Origin of the sequence: Enterococcus mundtii (assembly GCF_003957375.1) — a bacterium.
GTDB lineage: Bacteria > Bacillota > Bacilli > Lactobacillales > Enterococcaceae > Enterococcus_B > Enterococcus_B spodopteracolus.
Map to the genome: position 1 here is coordinate 1,501,417 of NZ_CP025473.1, position 15,186 is coordinate 1,516,602.

Here is a 15,186-nt window from a genome sequence, read left to right on the forward strand (position 1 = left end):
AGAATAAACGGTGTTCCACAAGCAACTACTTCAGAAATAAGCCAAGAAACCCCAAAATTTGAAAAACAATTTTCGGGTTTCTCGCCTTATTCTCAGAGCTGGACATCTCTGTTACAATCTAACCCTGCATCGAACGAACCCGATCCATGATCTTTCCTCGATGTTTGTCCATCGGTATAAAAGTTAAGAATTATTTGGCTTCATACCATGTTTTGCCCCAGCTGCTGTCTGTGATCAGTGGAACATGTAAAGCAACCGCCTGTTCCATTACTTCGCTGACTAATTTATCTAACATCTCTAATTCACTTTCTGGCACTTCAAATACTAATTCATCGTGCACTTGAAGCAATATCGTCGCTTGCAAGTCCGATTCTTTCAAGCGTTTGTCCAATTCGATCATGGCGATTTTCAGGATATCCGCCGCACTTCCTTGAATCGGTGTATTGATCGCTGTCCGTTCGGCAAATGAACGAATATTATAGTTTCTTGAATTGATATCGGGTAAATAACGACGACGATGATATAACGTTTCTACAAAACCTTGATCTTTCGCTTCACGAACGATACGCTCCATGTATTCTTTGACACCTGGATATTTTTCAAAGTACGTATCGATATATTGTTGAGCCGCTTTACGAGTAATGCCTAAGTTTTGTGATAATCCATAATCAGAAATCCCATAAACGATTCCAAAATTGACTGCTTTCGCTTGACGACGCATATTTGGTGTGACGTCTTCGGCTTTTTCAATGCCGAACACACGCATTGCTGTACTTGAATGGATATCTTGTCCTTCTAAAAAGGCAGCTTTTAAATGCTCGTCATCTGAGATATGCGCCAATACACGTAGTTCGATCTGAGAATAGTCAGAAGAATAAATCAACCAATCTTTGTTTCTAGGAACGAATGCTTGACGGATCTTACGACCTTCATCTAAACGGATCGGAATATTTTGTAAGTTGGGATCAACTGAACTCAAACGGCCTGTCTGCGTCAATGTTTGAACATAGCGAGTATGGACTTTCCCGTCCGATTGGATCACTTTCAGTAAACCTTCGACATAGGTCGATTGGATTTTAGCGATTTGACGATAGATCAAAATATCATCAACGATCGGTGCTTGCTCACGTAATTGTTCTAAGACGTCAACCGCAGTCGAGTACCCTGTTTTGGTTTTTTTGATCACTGGGAGACCCATCTTTTCAAAAAGGATCACACCTAATTGTTTAGGTGAATTTAGATTGAATTCTTCTCCAGCCTCTTCATAGATTTTTTGTTCGATCTCTCTCAATCGATCTGAAAATTCGATCTTCATTTCTTGAAGACGAGTCGCATCCACTTTGATCCCAGTAATTTCCATTTCAGCCAAGATGATCGACAAAGGTAATTCCATTTTTCGGAAAAGATCTTCTTGATTTTTTTCAGCTAATTCTTGACTTAGTTTAGGCGTCAAGCCATTGATTGCTGAAACTTTTCGTGCAAGGTGGGCAAAGAAAACTTCTTCATCTTCAGGTAGACCTTTCTTCGCGCCTTTTCCGTAGATTGCTTCATCCGATTGGATATCGTGATACCCATAATGTGTTGCTATCCCTTCGATGTCCTCACTTTTCTCGTTCGTATCCAATAAATAGGCACCTAGTAAGACATCAAAGTCGATCCCTTGTAATTTCGTTGCATAGCGATTCAATGCCACATACGTACGCTTAGCATCATATACATTTTTCAGACGAGTCTTGTCCCCGAGCCATGAAAGAAAGGCCTCATTTTCAAAAATCGCTAAGTCATTTGTCACATAGATTTTCTCTGGTGTTCCCCAAGCCACACCTACGATGTCTTCTGTATGATAATTGTCGCCCATCATCTCGACATATAAAGCCATATTTGTCTGGAACATGCTCTCATCGTATTCATGGACCACTTCAAACAAAATATCTTTCATTTCGACTTGTTCTTCGACCACATCTAATTTAGCAAGAAATTGTTTGAAATCCATTTCCTTGAAGAAAGGCACCAATTTGTCTAAGTCTTTCCCTTGATAGGCAAGGGAGTCAATATCAACTTCTACTGGCGCATTGGTATCGATCGTTGCTAATTTTTTAGACAAGAAAGCTTGCTCTTTGTCATTGATCAGATTTTCTTTCATCTTACTTTGTTTCATTTCGTCGATATGTTCATAGATCCCTTCAACGGAACCATATTGTTTCAATAATTTAATCGCTGTTTTTTCGCCAATCTTAGTTACTCCAGGGATATTATCAGAAGCATCTCCTGCTAGTCCCTTCATATCGATGATTTGTTTCGGTGTAAGGCCATCATATTTTTCCGCCACATGTTCTGGCGTATAACTTTCAATATCACTTACACCTTTCACAGTGATATCGACTTTGATTTCTTTTGATGCCAATTGTGTTAAATCTCGGTCACCTGACAAAACAACTACATCGAATGTTTCTTTATCCACTTTTTTTGCTAAAGTACCGATGATATCGTCTGCCTCATAGTTCGGCAACTCGTAATACTTCACTCCTAGACCGGTTAGAAGCTCACGGATATAGGGCATTTGTTCTTTGAATTCTCCCGGTGTCTTTGAACGACCCCCTTTGTATTCTGCGTACATTTCTGTTCGGAATGTTGTCTTCCCCGCATCAAAAGCAACCAAAACATGCGTTGGTTGTTCTTTTTGCATGACATTTTCAAACATATTATGAAACGCATAGATTGCATTTGTATGCAACCCATTACGATTTTTAAAACGTTCCAACGAATTGTGCAACGCAAAGAATGCACGAAAGGCCACACTATTTCCGTCAACGAGTAATAATTTATTTTTAGTCATCCGCTTAACTCCTTACTATAAAGTTCTTTCTCATTCTAACAAAGAATGCCAAAGAATGCGAAAAGAAAAAACGGACAGGCAAAAGGTTATTAGAAAAGCGGTCCGTACTAAGGCGTAAGACACCAGTGTTACTTTTTGAACGCCGTTTATACTAGATTACGAATAAAGTAATTTAGGATAAAAATAAAAAAACAGAGATTACTGGTATCGATGACCAAAAAAGAACCCACTAGAATTTGACGATCAAATTCTGTGGATTCTTTCTTTTCATATGAGAGATATTTTATCTTGCTCTTCGGTTATTACTTAGTTATTACGTCCAAAGATTCGTAAGAATGCTAAGAATAAGTTGATGAAATCTAGATATAGTTGAAGTGCTAGGAATACGGCAATCCCACTATTTGCTTGTCCATTTGATTGGACATATACGTTTGCAATCTTTTGGTTATCATAAGCAGTGATACCTGCAAAAATCACGACAAGTAGTAATGAGATGAACAGTTCAACTGCACTACTTCTTAAAATAAAAACATTCAAGACCATCGCAATGATCACACCGATCAACGCTGCCATTCCGGCACGACCCACACCTGTTAGATCTTTTTTAGTGAACATCCCGATTGCTGACATCCCAATGAACATCCCAGTGGCTGAAATAAAGGCAGTTGTGATTGTTCCGATATCATAAAAAGCTAATGTAACAGCTAAAACTATACCATTCAACAAGGAATATGCGATAAATCCACCGATTGCTAAGCTTGGATTTTTTTGTGCTTTTGCTCCTAAAACTAAAACCAAAATGATTTGGACGATCCATAATCCCATAAAACCTAATGGAAAATTATTGATGAAGCTTGCTACTTGATAAGGAAAGACTTGGATCGCTAAATAGGAAGTGATCGCACTCAACGCTAGACCGATTCCTAAAAATCCGTAGACTTTCGCATAAAAGCGGTTGATACTATTTGATATGATTTGATTGTTCATCTTATTCACCTTCACTTTCAAGAGTTAATTCTTGTTCTAATTCTGGTGGTTGTACCATGACTACTGCATCTAATACACGATTATCTTGTGTATTCGTGGCCTCCACTGAAATAGTCACAACATTTTTCATCTTATCCACTCGAATGACTTCAAACTGAAAAGTCAATGTTTCATAATGAAAAACCGGCTCGACAAAATTAGCTGAAAAATTCACCACATGAGAACCTGGACCAGGCAAGTGTTTTGACACTGCACTTGTAATGATTCCCATTAACATCACAGTTGGAACAATGGGTTGATGATATTCCGTTTTCTGTGCAAAATCATGTTGGATATATAAAGGATTGGCATCATTTGTTAACCCTAAGTATAATAATAACTGATTATCTTCAATTGATTCTGTTAAAGATAACGAGTCACCTTCCTCGATTTCATTGATTGTTTTTCCTAATTTACGCGGTTTACTTATGTTCAAGTTTAAACCCTCCAGTTTATTTATTCATTCGTACCAATTGTACCAAATCATACAAAAAACGCAAGTTACAGAACATGCTTTGGACTTTCACTTATGTAAGCAATCCCTTCGATGATCGTACATTATTTATTGAAGACTATAGCATAGTTTAATAAAAACCGTTCGTATTTTGTCTGGATACTTTAGGATTTCTTAATTCGATCGAAGACGTAGGGTCACTATAAGCAGGCGAAACATTACTGAAAAAGAACTACCCATCACCCACAAATAAACGTCAAAAGGGCTGTCACATGACAATCCCTTTTGACGCTAACTTTTTTTATTCACTTAACTGATCACAGAACGTTTTTCGTTGTACTGCTCAATAATTTTTCATAGGCTTGTTCAAATTTTTGAACATCACCAGCCCCCATAAAAATAATCACTGCTTCGTGGTAGTCTAATAACGGCGAAACGTTATCTTCTTTGATTACTTGACCACCTTTTTTGATTTTTGCTCCTAGGTCTTCGATTTTAACGTCCCCTTGTTCTTCACGGGCAGAACCAAAAATATCACATAGATACACACGGTCAGCTAAATCTAAGGCCTCGGCAAATTCATCCATCAAGGCAATCGTACGAGTAAATGTATGTGGTTGGAAGACTGCAATGATTTCTTTGTCTGGATATTTTTGACGTGCGCCATCAATAGTTGCTTTGATTTCAGCTGGATGGTGAGCATAGTCATCAACGACTGTCATATCAGCCACGATTTTCTCACTAAAACGACGTTTCACTCCAGGGAATGTCAACATTTCGTCAGCAACTTCTTTCACGTCTAACTTCTCGAAGTAGGCAACTGCGATAACACCAAGTGCATTCAAAATATTATGTTTTCCAAATGCTGGAACTGTAAAGTGTCCGACAAATTCTTCGCCATGGAACACATCAAAAGCTGAACCAGTTGTCGTTCGTTCAATATTACGTGCTTGGATATCGTCATCTTCATTCATACCGTAATAATAGATTGGCACATCCGCTTCTAACTTTCTTAAATAGTCGTCATCTCCGTAAGCAAAGATCGCTTTTTTGACTTGTTTTGCCATCGTTTGGAAAGCTGAAAAAACATCATCGATACTTGTATAATAATCAGGATGATCAAAATCGATATTCGTCATGATCACATAATCAGGAGAGTAAGCTAAAAAGTGGCGACGATATTCACATGCTTCAAAAGCAAAGAACTCAGCCTCTGGATCACCATGACCAGTGCCGTCACCAATCAAGTAACTTGTCGGACGAATCCCCGTCAATACATGTGATAATAATCCTGTTGTACTTGTTTTCCCATGGGAACCAGTGACAGCGATACTAGTATAATTTTGGATAAAATCTGCAATAAAATCATGGTAACGGATCACTTCTAATCCAAGCTCTTTTGCACGTTGGATCTCTTCGTGTGAATCTGGAAAAGCATTGCCGGCGATCACGATCATTCCTGGTTTGACGTTTTCTGCATCAAACGGCAAGATCGGGATATTGGCTTTTTCTAAATCTCTTTGGGTAAAGAAATATTTTTCGATATCTGATCCTTGAACGTTTAATCCTTTTTCATGTAATACAAGTGCCAAAGAGCTCATGCCGGAGCCTTTAATACCAACAAAGTGGTACAAATTTTCTTGATTTTTCATTTGAATCCTCTTCTCTTAACTATCATCCATTATTTTATTCATACATTCAACACGAAACCCATTATCTTATAAACAATAAAAAATTTCAACCAAATTTATTCGGATGATTTTTCGTTCCTTGAATATTAGTATCCTGACTACCTTTTTAGAGAAATTTTTTCATTGGTTGCTAAAAGACGTAAATAAGCAGACCACACCTCATCTGGGATGTCGACATGACCGATAAATCCCGTTCCATTAGGTCCATAACCTTGGGCATCATCTTTCAAACGAACCATTTCTCCAAATACTAAGGCTTGGAAATAATCAGAGGGCCACAAGTCATTTAGTCTTTGATCAGAGAAGTTAAATCCCTTGGTACTTTCTGTCACTTGTGGAAGTATCGGTACATAGTTATAAAAATGGACAGACTCATTGCCCCATTCCTTCTCAAAAGTCGCCTTTGTTCGTCGTTGCAAGGTGGGATCATTCATCAAAAGAACACGTTCAGGTAATGGGCCCTGTGCTTTTAATAAATTGTAAGAAAATGAAGCATTCTCGCCACAATTGGTTGACTTCGTTTCTGACAATAGTGCCTGTTCAGGTAACCTATATTTTTCAAGCAAATAGTGGGCACAAATCTCACTTTCACTTAAACCTTGTTCAAATAAGAATCCTTGTTTTTCAAAATTTTTATAGAGATACTTTGTCGCATGTCCGATCCCACCAACTAAAACGATTTGCGCGACCTGCTGGCTCAAGTAAGCCTTTGCTACTTCATCTAATAGGATCGGCAGACAATTCCCAGCCAGAATCAGTGTTGGTGCTTTTAGTTCCGAACACTCCTGTGGGTCAGGGTCTGCTAAAAAATCCAATAAGCAATTCCAGTCTGCAATTCTTGATGGTTCACCTGTCATTCTGGTCCTCTCCTCATACAATTATTCAACATCCACGTACGTGGTTTCTTTCCATACCAATCGTCCTCTACAACGCCCACACAAATAGCGATCTGTATTGATTTTCCTTTTACGATAAATCCATTCAGCACACTTTTGGCATTGATATCCTTCGATTTTTTGCTTTCTATTTGAAGGAATAGCAGGTGCATAACGTAAGCCACCCGTTTTTATCAATAAATGTTTGAAATCTGAATCACGATGACGATAGCCTTTTCCGGTCAAGTGAAGATGATAATGACACAGCTCATGCTTGATTATCCCGATGATCGTTGCTTGATCGGCTACTGCAAACATCGTCGGATTAAAATCCAAATGGTGATCATTCAAATGATACCTACCACCTGTTGTTTTCAAACGTTTGTTGAACATTGCTTGGTGCATGAACGGACGCTGGAAGCTTGTCCAAGAAATCTCTTCGACTAACTGTTGCAATTCTTCTTGTGTCACGCTTGATCCTCGTAAGGCGAAAGCATCGTCAGACTGATACGCCCTTTGTTCGTATCCACTTGTTCGATCCAAACAGTGACGACATCACCAACGGAAACCACGTCAGTTGGATGTTTGACGAATTTATTGCTTAATTTAGAAATGTGGACTAAACCATCTTGTTTCACACCAATATCGACGAATGCGCCAAAATCGATGACATTGCGAACTGTTCCTTTTAATTCCATGCCGGGTTTTAAATCTTCCATACTCAATACATCTGAACGTAAAAGTGGCGCAGGCATTTCATCTCGCATATCTCGTCCTGGTTGGGTCAACCCCTCAAGAATATCTTTTAATGTTTCTTCACCTACTTGCACTTGTTGTGCCAAGCGTTGTAGAGAAATCTGACTTAATGTTTCAATTGCTTCTTTCGTTCCTAAATCCTTTTCAGATAATTGGTTTGCCTGTATGATCTCTTTTGCTACTGCATAACTCTCTGGATGGATCGCGGTGTTGTCCAGTACATGTTTGCCACCAGGCACACGTAGGAAACCGATTGCTTGTTCATATGCTTTTGGCCCTAAACGTGGGACCTTCTTCAATTGCGTTCGAGAAGCAAATGCACCATTTTCTTCACGATACGTTACGATATTTTGAGCAGTCGTCTTATTTAGACCAGAAATATGTTGCAACAACTGAGGACTCGCTGTATTGACATCGACCCCTACTTGGTTCACTGCCGTTTCAACAACAAAATCCAACTGTTCTGCTAATCTTTTTTGTGAAACATCATGTTGATATTGTCCCACGCCAACAGCCTTCGGATCGATTTTCACTAGTTCAGCCAACGGGTCTTGTAATCTTCGAGCAATCGAAACTGCACTCCGTTCTTCGACTTGTAACTCAGGAAATTCTTTACGGGCAATATCACTTGCGGAATAGACAGAAGCTCCGGCTTCATTGACGATGGCATAAAACGCTTGATGTTTGGCTAACTTCAACTGTTCTGCCACAAATAACTCCGATTCACGGCTCGCCGTCCCATTACCGATTGCAACCATATCCACGTGGTACTGATCAATCAATTTCACAAATGCAGGACCTGCTTCGGCTCTTTTTGCTTGATTTGCCGGTTTATGCGGGTAAATCACTTCGATCGCTAAAACCTTACCAGTCGCATCCACCACTGCTAATTTACAGCCGGTACGATAAGCTGGGTCAAATCCTAAGACAACTTTCCCTTTTAAAGGTGGTTGTAATAACAAGTTACGCAGATTTTCACCAAATATAGCGATGGCTTGCTCGTCCGCTTTTTCGGTCAATTCATTACGGACCTCCCGCTCAATCGCAGGTTGGATGAATCGTTTGTAACTATCGTGAATCGCTAAACGAACAGAACTAACAGAAGGCGAAGCTGTATCAGGAATCAATTGTTTCTCCAAATAAGTTAAAATCGCAGCTTCATCAACTGTAAGATTGACTTTCAACACTTCTTCTTTTTCTCCACGATTGGTTGCTAAGATGCGATGAGAAACAATTTTATGAATTGGTTCAGAAAACTCGTAATACATTTCATATACGCCTTTTTCATCATTTTCTTTGTTTTTGACGGTACTTTCGTATAGCCCCTTATTGTACGTATATGAGCGGACCCATGTTCTGAATTTTGCATTGTCACTTACCTGCTCTGCAATGATCTCATGGGCACCCTGTAAGGCTTCTTCAGGAGACGGAACTTCTTCAGTGACGTATTTAGTTGCTTCGGTCAAAACATCTTCAGATGAAAAGGTCAATAACCAAGTTGCTAAAGGTTCTAACCCTTTTTCTTTCGCAATCGTCGCTTTCGTTCTTCGTTTTTGTTTGTATGGACGATACAAATCCTCTACTTGTTGCATCTTTACAGATTGTGTAATACTTTGTTGTAATTCTGGAGTCAATTTTCCTTGTTCATCAATCAAACGCAAGACTTCGGTTTTACGTTTTTCCAAATTTTCTAAATAAGCATAGCGCTCTTCAATTTCACGGATTTGTACTTCGTCCAAGCTTCCGGTCATTTCTTTACGGTAACGAGCAATAAAAGGCACCGTATTTCCTTCTGCTAATAGATTTAAAACAGTCGTCAACTGTTTTGCTTGATAATCTGCCAATTCTTTCTTTACAAGATCTAGAATCGTTGGATTTACTTTGTCTGTCATTAAATAGCCTCTTTTCTAAGTCGAAATCGATTCCTACTACGGTTTATTCATTAAAAAGCAAGAATCAAAAAATCATACTGATTTATTTTAGCATAGATTCTGGTAATTCTAAATGTAACTAAACAGTGTCTAGAACAAAAATAAAATTCATTTTTGTTTTTAATTTGAAAATGTATAATCGGTTTTCCAAAAACTGACCTTCAGGACTAAGCTAAAAAGCCCAAAAATTTGAAGAACAAATTTCGGGTTTCTCGGCTTATTTATCAGAACTATACACTTTTATCAAAAACTTTTTCTGATCAATCACGTGGTTGCCATGGTCCTTGATTGTTTTGATACTCGATATCTTGGATGATTCCAGTTGGTTCAAAAACGACACCATGCATCGATCCGCCAAAGACAGCCCCACCGTCGATCCCGATTTTCTGATCTTGTATCCACAAATCAGTTGTCTGCATATCTCCATGGAGTAACGGCGTGATCGTATGACCAAATACGATCGTCTTATCAGTCCGATTCTTATGCTCATGAAAAGGCTCTCTAATCCATAAAAAATCTCCAGGGCTAGTATCACGCCAATCTTTTTTAGTTAGATCAACACCCGCATGGACAAAAAGATAGTTTTCCCATTCATAATATAAAGGCAAATTACATAAAAAATCGACCAATTCACGATATCTTGAACGAATCATCATGGCAATCTCAGTTGGTGAATATTCTTCTGCTGCACCTGGATGCAAAAGACTTTCCATTGTTTCTCTTCCACCGTTTCTTAAGTAAGACGGATACCAGTCTTCTGGTTCTTGGAGAAACTGTAAGAAATACTCTTCATGATTGCCTCGTAAGTAGACCGCACCAGTTTCTTTCACTAACTTCATTCCTAGTAATAAGCAATCTTTTGTTTTTGGTCCACGATCATTCAAATCACCAATCAAGACTAATTGATGAATATGTGGATCATAATGTGTTAATAGCTTTTGAAAAAGATTATAACTTCCATGGACATCACCGATTGCATAGACAAATGGTTTATTCATGACACCACCACCTTTTCATTTGATTATATCGCAATTTTATCCTCATAGGTAGCAACAATTTCCGAATAGTTAAGAGAAAAATCTCCTGATTTCAGATGAAAATGAGAGCCACGAAAATTTGAAGAACAAATTTCATGACTCTCATTTTATTTATAAACACTAACTACGTCTGCTTTGATTTTTAGAAAAATTATACAAATGCTGCTAAATGAGCGTCGATTTCTTCCGCAGATAGATTTCTTTCTTTAACATAGCGATTATGCGGATGTTTAGCACATGCTACTGAACATGAGCCTAAATGTTTTTCTTCGTTTTCCACTGAGGCTAACATTTGACGATTGCACTCTGGATTTCCACAGTTGATGTAACGTTCACAAGGAGTACCATCAAACCAGTCTTTCCCAACGATCTGCTTATCTACGCGATTGATATCGACAGCGATACGCTCGTCAAAAACGTACATTTTGCCATCCCATAGTTCTCCTTGGACTTCTGGATCTTTACCATATGTCGCAATCCCCCCATGCAATTGACCGACATCTTTGAATCCTTCTCTCACTAACCACCCAGAAAATTTCTCACAGCGAATCCCACCTGTACAATAAGTCACGACCCGTTTTTCCATAAATTCTTCTTTATGATCACGAATCCATTGTGGCAGTTCTCTAAAACTACGGATATCAGGACGAACTGCTCCTCTAAAATGCCCTAGATCATATTCATAGTCATTTCGTGCATCGATCACAACCGTATCTTCATCAAGAATCGCTTCTTTAAACTCTTTAGGCGACAAATAAGCGCCGGTCATTTCTTTTGGATCAATGTCATCTTCTAGTTTTAGTGAAACTAATTCAGGACGCGCACGAACAAACATTTTTTTGAATGCATGACCCTCACTAGGATCAATTTTGAAAAATGTGTCAGCAAAACGTTCATCTGCCAACATCGCTTCCATATATGCCTCAGTTTCTGCGATTGTTCCAGAAACTGTCCCATTGATCCCCTCTTCTGCGACAAGGATACGCCCTTTTAAATTTAGTGATTGACAAAAAGCAAGATGCTCTTTCGCAAAAAGTTCAGGATCTGTGATTGTTGTATATTTATAATATAGTAGTACTTGGTAATCCATTTAGTTACTTCCTTCCTTCAATTCATTCCATAACAGTATAAAGAAGTATAGATGAAATGACGATATTTCTGCTTGTGTATTTTTGCGCAAGTATAGTTTACATAATATAAATATTGTAATTTATGTATTTGAAGACACAAAAAAACCGACTAAAATTTCAGTCGGAGTTCTTGCTTCATTATTAGTAAGTAAATTATTTTCCTGTCACAGCAAAGTAATTGCCATCGGGATCTGCAAAATTGAATACATATTCTTCACCTACATGGACTAAATCACCTAATGTCACTGCTAATTGTTGCATCTTTTTGTATAAATCAAAAATATCCTCACTATAAAACATCAAAGAAGGTGCCCCACTCGCTGTACCTGGTGAATGCTGTTCGATAAATTCACGATCATATAAAACAAACGCAGTACCTGCATCTTTTGATTGAGCAACCTCAATGATCAATGTACCATCCATTTCTTGACGATCCAACACAACAAAACCGATCTGTTGCCAGAAATCTGCACTTTTTTCAACGTCATCTACGTATAACATGATTTTCATTTCATTTGTAAACATCTATTCATTCCTCCACTTTTTTCGTCCTAGCTAGTTTAGCATAATTTATCTTATATAGAAAAGTATCTTCCTTCTTTCCTTATCACAATAAATCATTATAAGCAATTTCTGTATATTTTTTATATCTTCACTAGTCCAATTAGAATTGAAAAAGCTAGTTCCATCTAACTTTCAGTTAATTAATTTTCAGTTAAAAACAGTGAGTGTTTCTTGAGAGAATTAATATTATGTTTATTTATATGTGATTGATTAATTTTACTAAGAGGTTTTTTTATTTTAACATCTGATATCGCCCCACCTACCTCCTCAATCTTACCACTCTCCACCTGCTTCACACCAGTGGTCGTCAATACTTTGTAAGACGCATACGTAAAGTCTAAGACCATTAAGACTTGGCCGAGTTCGGATTCATTGATCCATTAGCGTCTCTCCTTAAAAAGTTATCAACTTAATTGAGCATTTAACGTAGAAAACCCTTGAGCAACAGTTTACAAATGATCAGCAGCGCCTGAGATGGCTGAAGCGATTTGTCTGGCTGAGTTTTTGACGGATGTCAGATTACTTTGAATCTCTAGATTTCCAATAAGCGTGGGACGTGTGTCATTTTGAATCGATGATACTTGGTTTAAGGGGTGGTTGCACTGGTGATTCTTGAAGTGGACTGTTGGACTTGCGAAGAATCATTGCTGAATGTTCCTCCTCGAATAATATAGGCTGTATAGAACGCTTACACATTCATTATAGCAATACATAACCCTTCGGTGGATGAGAATTGTATTAGATAGTTTTTGTTACCTTATATTTTTATAGATTTTTGTATCAATTATTTTACGTTTTCACTTTTCGGAATATATTTACAGAGTAAAAAAAGCGAGAGCATTTCGCTCTCGCTTTTCGTTTTTTTTTATTAAGCATTCACGTCAACGACTTTTGCTTCATCTTTGATCACATCTCGATCAAGATCATTGATACGTGCACTTGTAACAATACCTGCTACCATACTACCACTTACGTTGACAGCTGTACGAGCCATGTCGATCAATGGTTCAACGGAGATAACTAAACCAACGATTGCTACTGGTAAGTTCATTGAACCTAATACGATCAATGAGGCAAAGGTTGCCCCACCACCGACACCAGCTACTCCGAATGAGCTGATTGTTACAATGGCTACAAGAAGCAAGATGAATTGAATACTAAAAACATCCATTCCAGCTGCTGGTGCAACGATTGTCGCTAGCATGGCTGGGTAAACACCCGCACAGCCATTTTGACCGATCGATAAACCAAAGCTGGCAGCAAAGTTTGCTGTGGCTTCATCCACACCAAGCGCTTTTGTTTGTGTTTCGATATTCAATGGCAAAGCACCCGCACTTGAACGTGAAGTAAATGCAAAACTTAGTACTGGAAATGTTTTTTTCAAGTAGTCGATCGGGCTGACTTTCACACCGATCAAAATCAAGAAATGAACGATCATCACTGCAAACAATGCAAGATAAGACGCTAACACAAATTTACCTAAGTTCAAAATGGCATCAAAATCACTTGTTGCCATCACGTTCGTCATCAATGCGAACACGCCATAAGGTGTCAAACGCAAGACTAACGTCACGATACGCATCACGATACGGTACAAGCTATCGATCATATCAGCAAAGAATGATGCTTCTTTTGGTGCTTTTCGTTTGATTCCTAAGTAAGCAACCCCAACAAATGCCGCAAAGATCACGACAGCAATCGTACTTGTTGCACGAGTTCCGGCAAGGTCTGCAAAAATATTTTTAGGAATAAATGACAAGATTTGTTGTGGGATACTTAATCCTTCCACTGTTTCTTGTCGTGTCGCTAACTCAGAAATACGAGCAGTTTCGGCCGCTCCTTGCGTAAATTCGGCACCTTGAAGACCAAATGCGATCGTCACACCGATCCCAATCAATGCGGAAATAGCCGTTGTTGCTAATAAAGTGGTCAGCACCGTTGCACTGATTTTACCTAATTTTTCTGATACTTTCATTTTTGTAAAAGCCGCAACGATTGAAACAAAGACTAAAGGCATGATCAACATTTGTAAGAAACTAACGTAGCCGTTCCCAACAATACTGATCCAATCCATGGATTGCGTAATAACCTCGTTTTCTACTCCAAAAATCAGTTGCAACGCGCCCCCGAATACGATACCGGCAGCTAGCGCAGTGTAAACCCGCGTTGAAAATTTTGCATGGCGCTTTTGCATACGATAAAACACATATAATAATGCCGCAAAAACTAGAACCACTAAAACTGTGATGAGTGTTGTCATTTTCATCCTCCTCTTAATTTGTAATGACAAGTCCATCTAAGGAAGTAAAGGTTCCCGAGAAGAACTCTTCAGCTCTTCTCCTGAAAATATTTTTTTCAGTGACTTATTCATTCTAGACTATTTTCCGAAATTTTTCCTTACTTTTGCTTACAATTAGTAATAGAAAAAAACACCAGTGATAGCTAATAACTATCACTGGTGTTTTTTCTTAATTTTATTCTTTGGTTTTTTCTTCTTTTTCTGATTGGAAGTTCAATTTCACACCTGGCGCATCCAAGGCGATCTCTGTTACTTCATAGGCCAGACGTTTGACCATTTCAAAAAGTGGGGCCACTAATTCATCGACCTCTTCTTGCGTCACATCATTTTGATCTTGGACTTTGCGATTCAAGATGTGGTTGATTTGACTAACGCTTCCAGATAACACATATGTATCAAATACTAAACGAAATTCTAAACGGGCACCAACGATGCTATGTTCTTTCGGATAGTTTTCAATTGTCTCTTTTAGTGGTGAAAAACCTACTTTTAAGTCAGTTTGTACCTCTTGATCAGGTTTTAAAAAATCATAATGAAAAGCTTCTACTACTTCTTTTTGTCTTCTAATCTCCATTTTATCACTCCTC

Annotated in this window: 12 protein-coding genes; all 12 read right to left on the reverse strand. The window is 38.4% G+C overall.

The window, feature by feature from the left end:
• Positions 1 to 190 precede the first annotated feature (190 nt).
• Positions 191 to 2,836, reverse strand: coding sequence for a DNA polymerase I (gene polA, locus CYK55_RS07485; protein ID WP_126134126.1), 2,646 nt, complete (start codon positions 2,834 to 2,836; stop codon positions 191 to 193).
• 306 nt (positions 2,837 to 3,142) lie between these two features.
• Entirely contained in the window at positions 3,143 to 3,823 is a 681-nt protein-coding gene (locus tag CYK55_RS07490) for a Bax inhibitor-1/YccA family protein (RefSeq protein ID WP_034688779.1), read from the reverse strand.
• A gap of 1 nt (position 3,824) precedes the next feature.
• Entirely contained in the window at positions 3,825 to 4,298 is a 474-nt protein-coding gene (locus CYK55_RS07495; protein ID WP_019722649.1) for a MaoC/PaaZ C-terminal domain-containing protein, read from the reverse strand.
• Positions 4,299 to 4,633: 335 nt separating this feature from the next.
• Complete coding sequence (gene murC, locus CYK55_RS07500) at positions 4,634 to 5,968, reverse strand: UDP-N-acetylmuramate--L-alanine ligase (RefSeq protein ID WP_034688780.1); 1,335 nt, start codon at positions 5,966 to 5,968, stop codon at positions 4,634 to 4,636.
• 137 nt (positions 5,969 to 6,105) lie between these two features.
• On the reverse strand, positions 6,106 to 6,864 hold the full coding sequence (locus CYK55_RS07505; RefSeq protein ID WP_126134127.1) for a YdcF family protein: 759 nt from the start codon (positions 6,862 to 6,864) through the stop codon (positions 6,106 to 6,108).
• Between the two features lie 21 nt (positions 6,865 to 6,885).
• Complete coding sequence (locus CYK55_RS07510; RefSeq protein WP_126134128.1) at positions 6,886 to 7,353, reverse strand: SprT family protein; 468 nt, start codon at positions 7,351 to 7,353, stop codon at positions 6,886 to 6,888.
• The gene (locus CYK55_RS07515) at positions 7,350 to 9,530 is read right to left on the reverse strand and encodes a Tex family protein (protein WP_126134129.1); all 2,181 of its coding nucleotides are present in this window, start codon (positions 9,528 to 9,530) and stop codon (positions 7,350 to 7,352) included. Before CYK55_RS07515 ends, CYK55_RS07510 begins: the two co-directional genes overlap by 4 nt.
• 299 nt (positions 9,531 to 9,829) lie before the next feature.
• Positions 9,830 to 10,567, reverse strand: coding sequence for a metallophosphoesterase (locus tag CYK55_RS07520; RefSeq protein ID WP_010735302.1), 738 nt, complete (start codon positions 10,565 to 10,567; stop codon positions 9,830 to 9,832).
• Positions 10,568 to 10,757: 190 nt separating this feature from the next.
• Positions 10,758 to 11,696, reverse strand: a complete 939-nt coding sequence (locus CYK55_RS07525) for a rhodanese-related sulfurtransferase (protein ID WP_034688784.1) — start codon at positions 11,694 to 11,696, stop codon at positions 10,758 to 10,760.
• 193 nt (positions 11,697 to 11,889) lie between these two features.
• Positions 11,890 to 12,261, reverse strand: coding sequence for a VOC family protein (locus CYK55_RS07530; RefSeq protein ID WP_126134130.1), 372 nt, complete (start codon positions 12,259 to 12,261; stop codon positions 11,890 to 11,892).
• A gap of 907 nt (positions 12,262 to 13,168) precedes the next feature.
• A complete protein-coding gene (locus tag CYK55_RS07540; protein WP_019724480.1) occupies positions 13,169 to 14,560 on the reverse strand; it encodes an L-cystine transporter in 1,392 nt (463 codons plus the stop codon).
• Positions 14,561 to 14,774: 214 nt separating this feature from the next.
• A complete protein-coding gene (locus tag CYK55_RS07545; protein WP_010735294.1) occupies positions 14,775 to 15,173 on the reverse strand; it encodes a DUF1149 family protein in 399 nt (132 codons plus the stop codon).
• Positions 15,174 to 15,186: the final 13 nt, after the last annotated feature.

What these genes read in the sequence shown, in the direction of transcription:
- CYK55_RS07540 (WP_019724480.1), bottom strand. Translation starts at nt 14,560, where the DNA reads ATGACAACACTCATCACAGTTTTAGTGGTTCTAGTTTTTGCGGCATTA.
- polA (WP_126134126.1), bottom strand. Translation starts at nt 2,836, where the DNA reads ATGACTAAAAATAAATTATTACTCGTTGACGGAAATAGTGTGGCCTTT.
- CYK55_RS07505 (WP_126134127.1), bottom strand. Translation starts at nt 6,864, where the DNA reads ATGACAGGTGAACCATCAAGAATTGCAGACTGGAATTGCTTATTGGAT.
- murC (WP_034688780.1), bottom strand. Translation starts at nt 5,968, where the DNA reads ATGAAAAATCAAGAAAATTTGTACCACTTTGTTGGTATTAAAGGCTCC.
- CYK55_RS07490 (WP_034688779.1), bottom strand. Translation starts at nt 3,823, where the DNA reads ATGAACAATCAAATCATATCAAATAGTATCAACCGCTTTTATGCGAAA.
- CYK55_RS07525 (WP_034688784.1), bottom strand. Translation starts at nt 11,696, where the DNA reads ATGGATTACCAAGTACTACTATATTATAAATATACAACAATCACAGAT.
- CYK55_RS07530 (WP_126134130.1), bottom strand. Translation starts at nt 12,261, where the DNA reads ATGTTTACAAATGAAATGAAAATCATGTTATACGTAGATGACGTTGAA.
- CYK55_RS07520 (WP_010735302.1), bottom strand. Translation starts at nt 10,567, where the DNA reads ATGAATAAACCATTTGTCTATGCAATCGGTGATGTCCATGGAAGTTAT.
- CYK55_RS07545 (WP_010735294.1), bottom strand. Translation starts at nt 15,173, where the DNA reads ATGGAGATTAGAAGACAAAAAGAAGTAGTAGAAGCTTTTCATTATGAT.
- CYK55_RS07515 (WP_126134129.1), bottom strand. Translation starts at nt 9,530, where the DNA reads ATGACAGACAAAGTAAATCCAACGATTCTAGATCTTGTAAAGAAAGAA.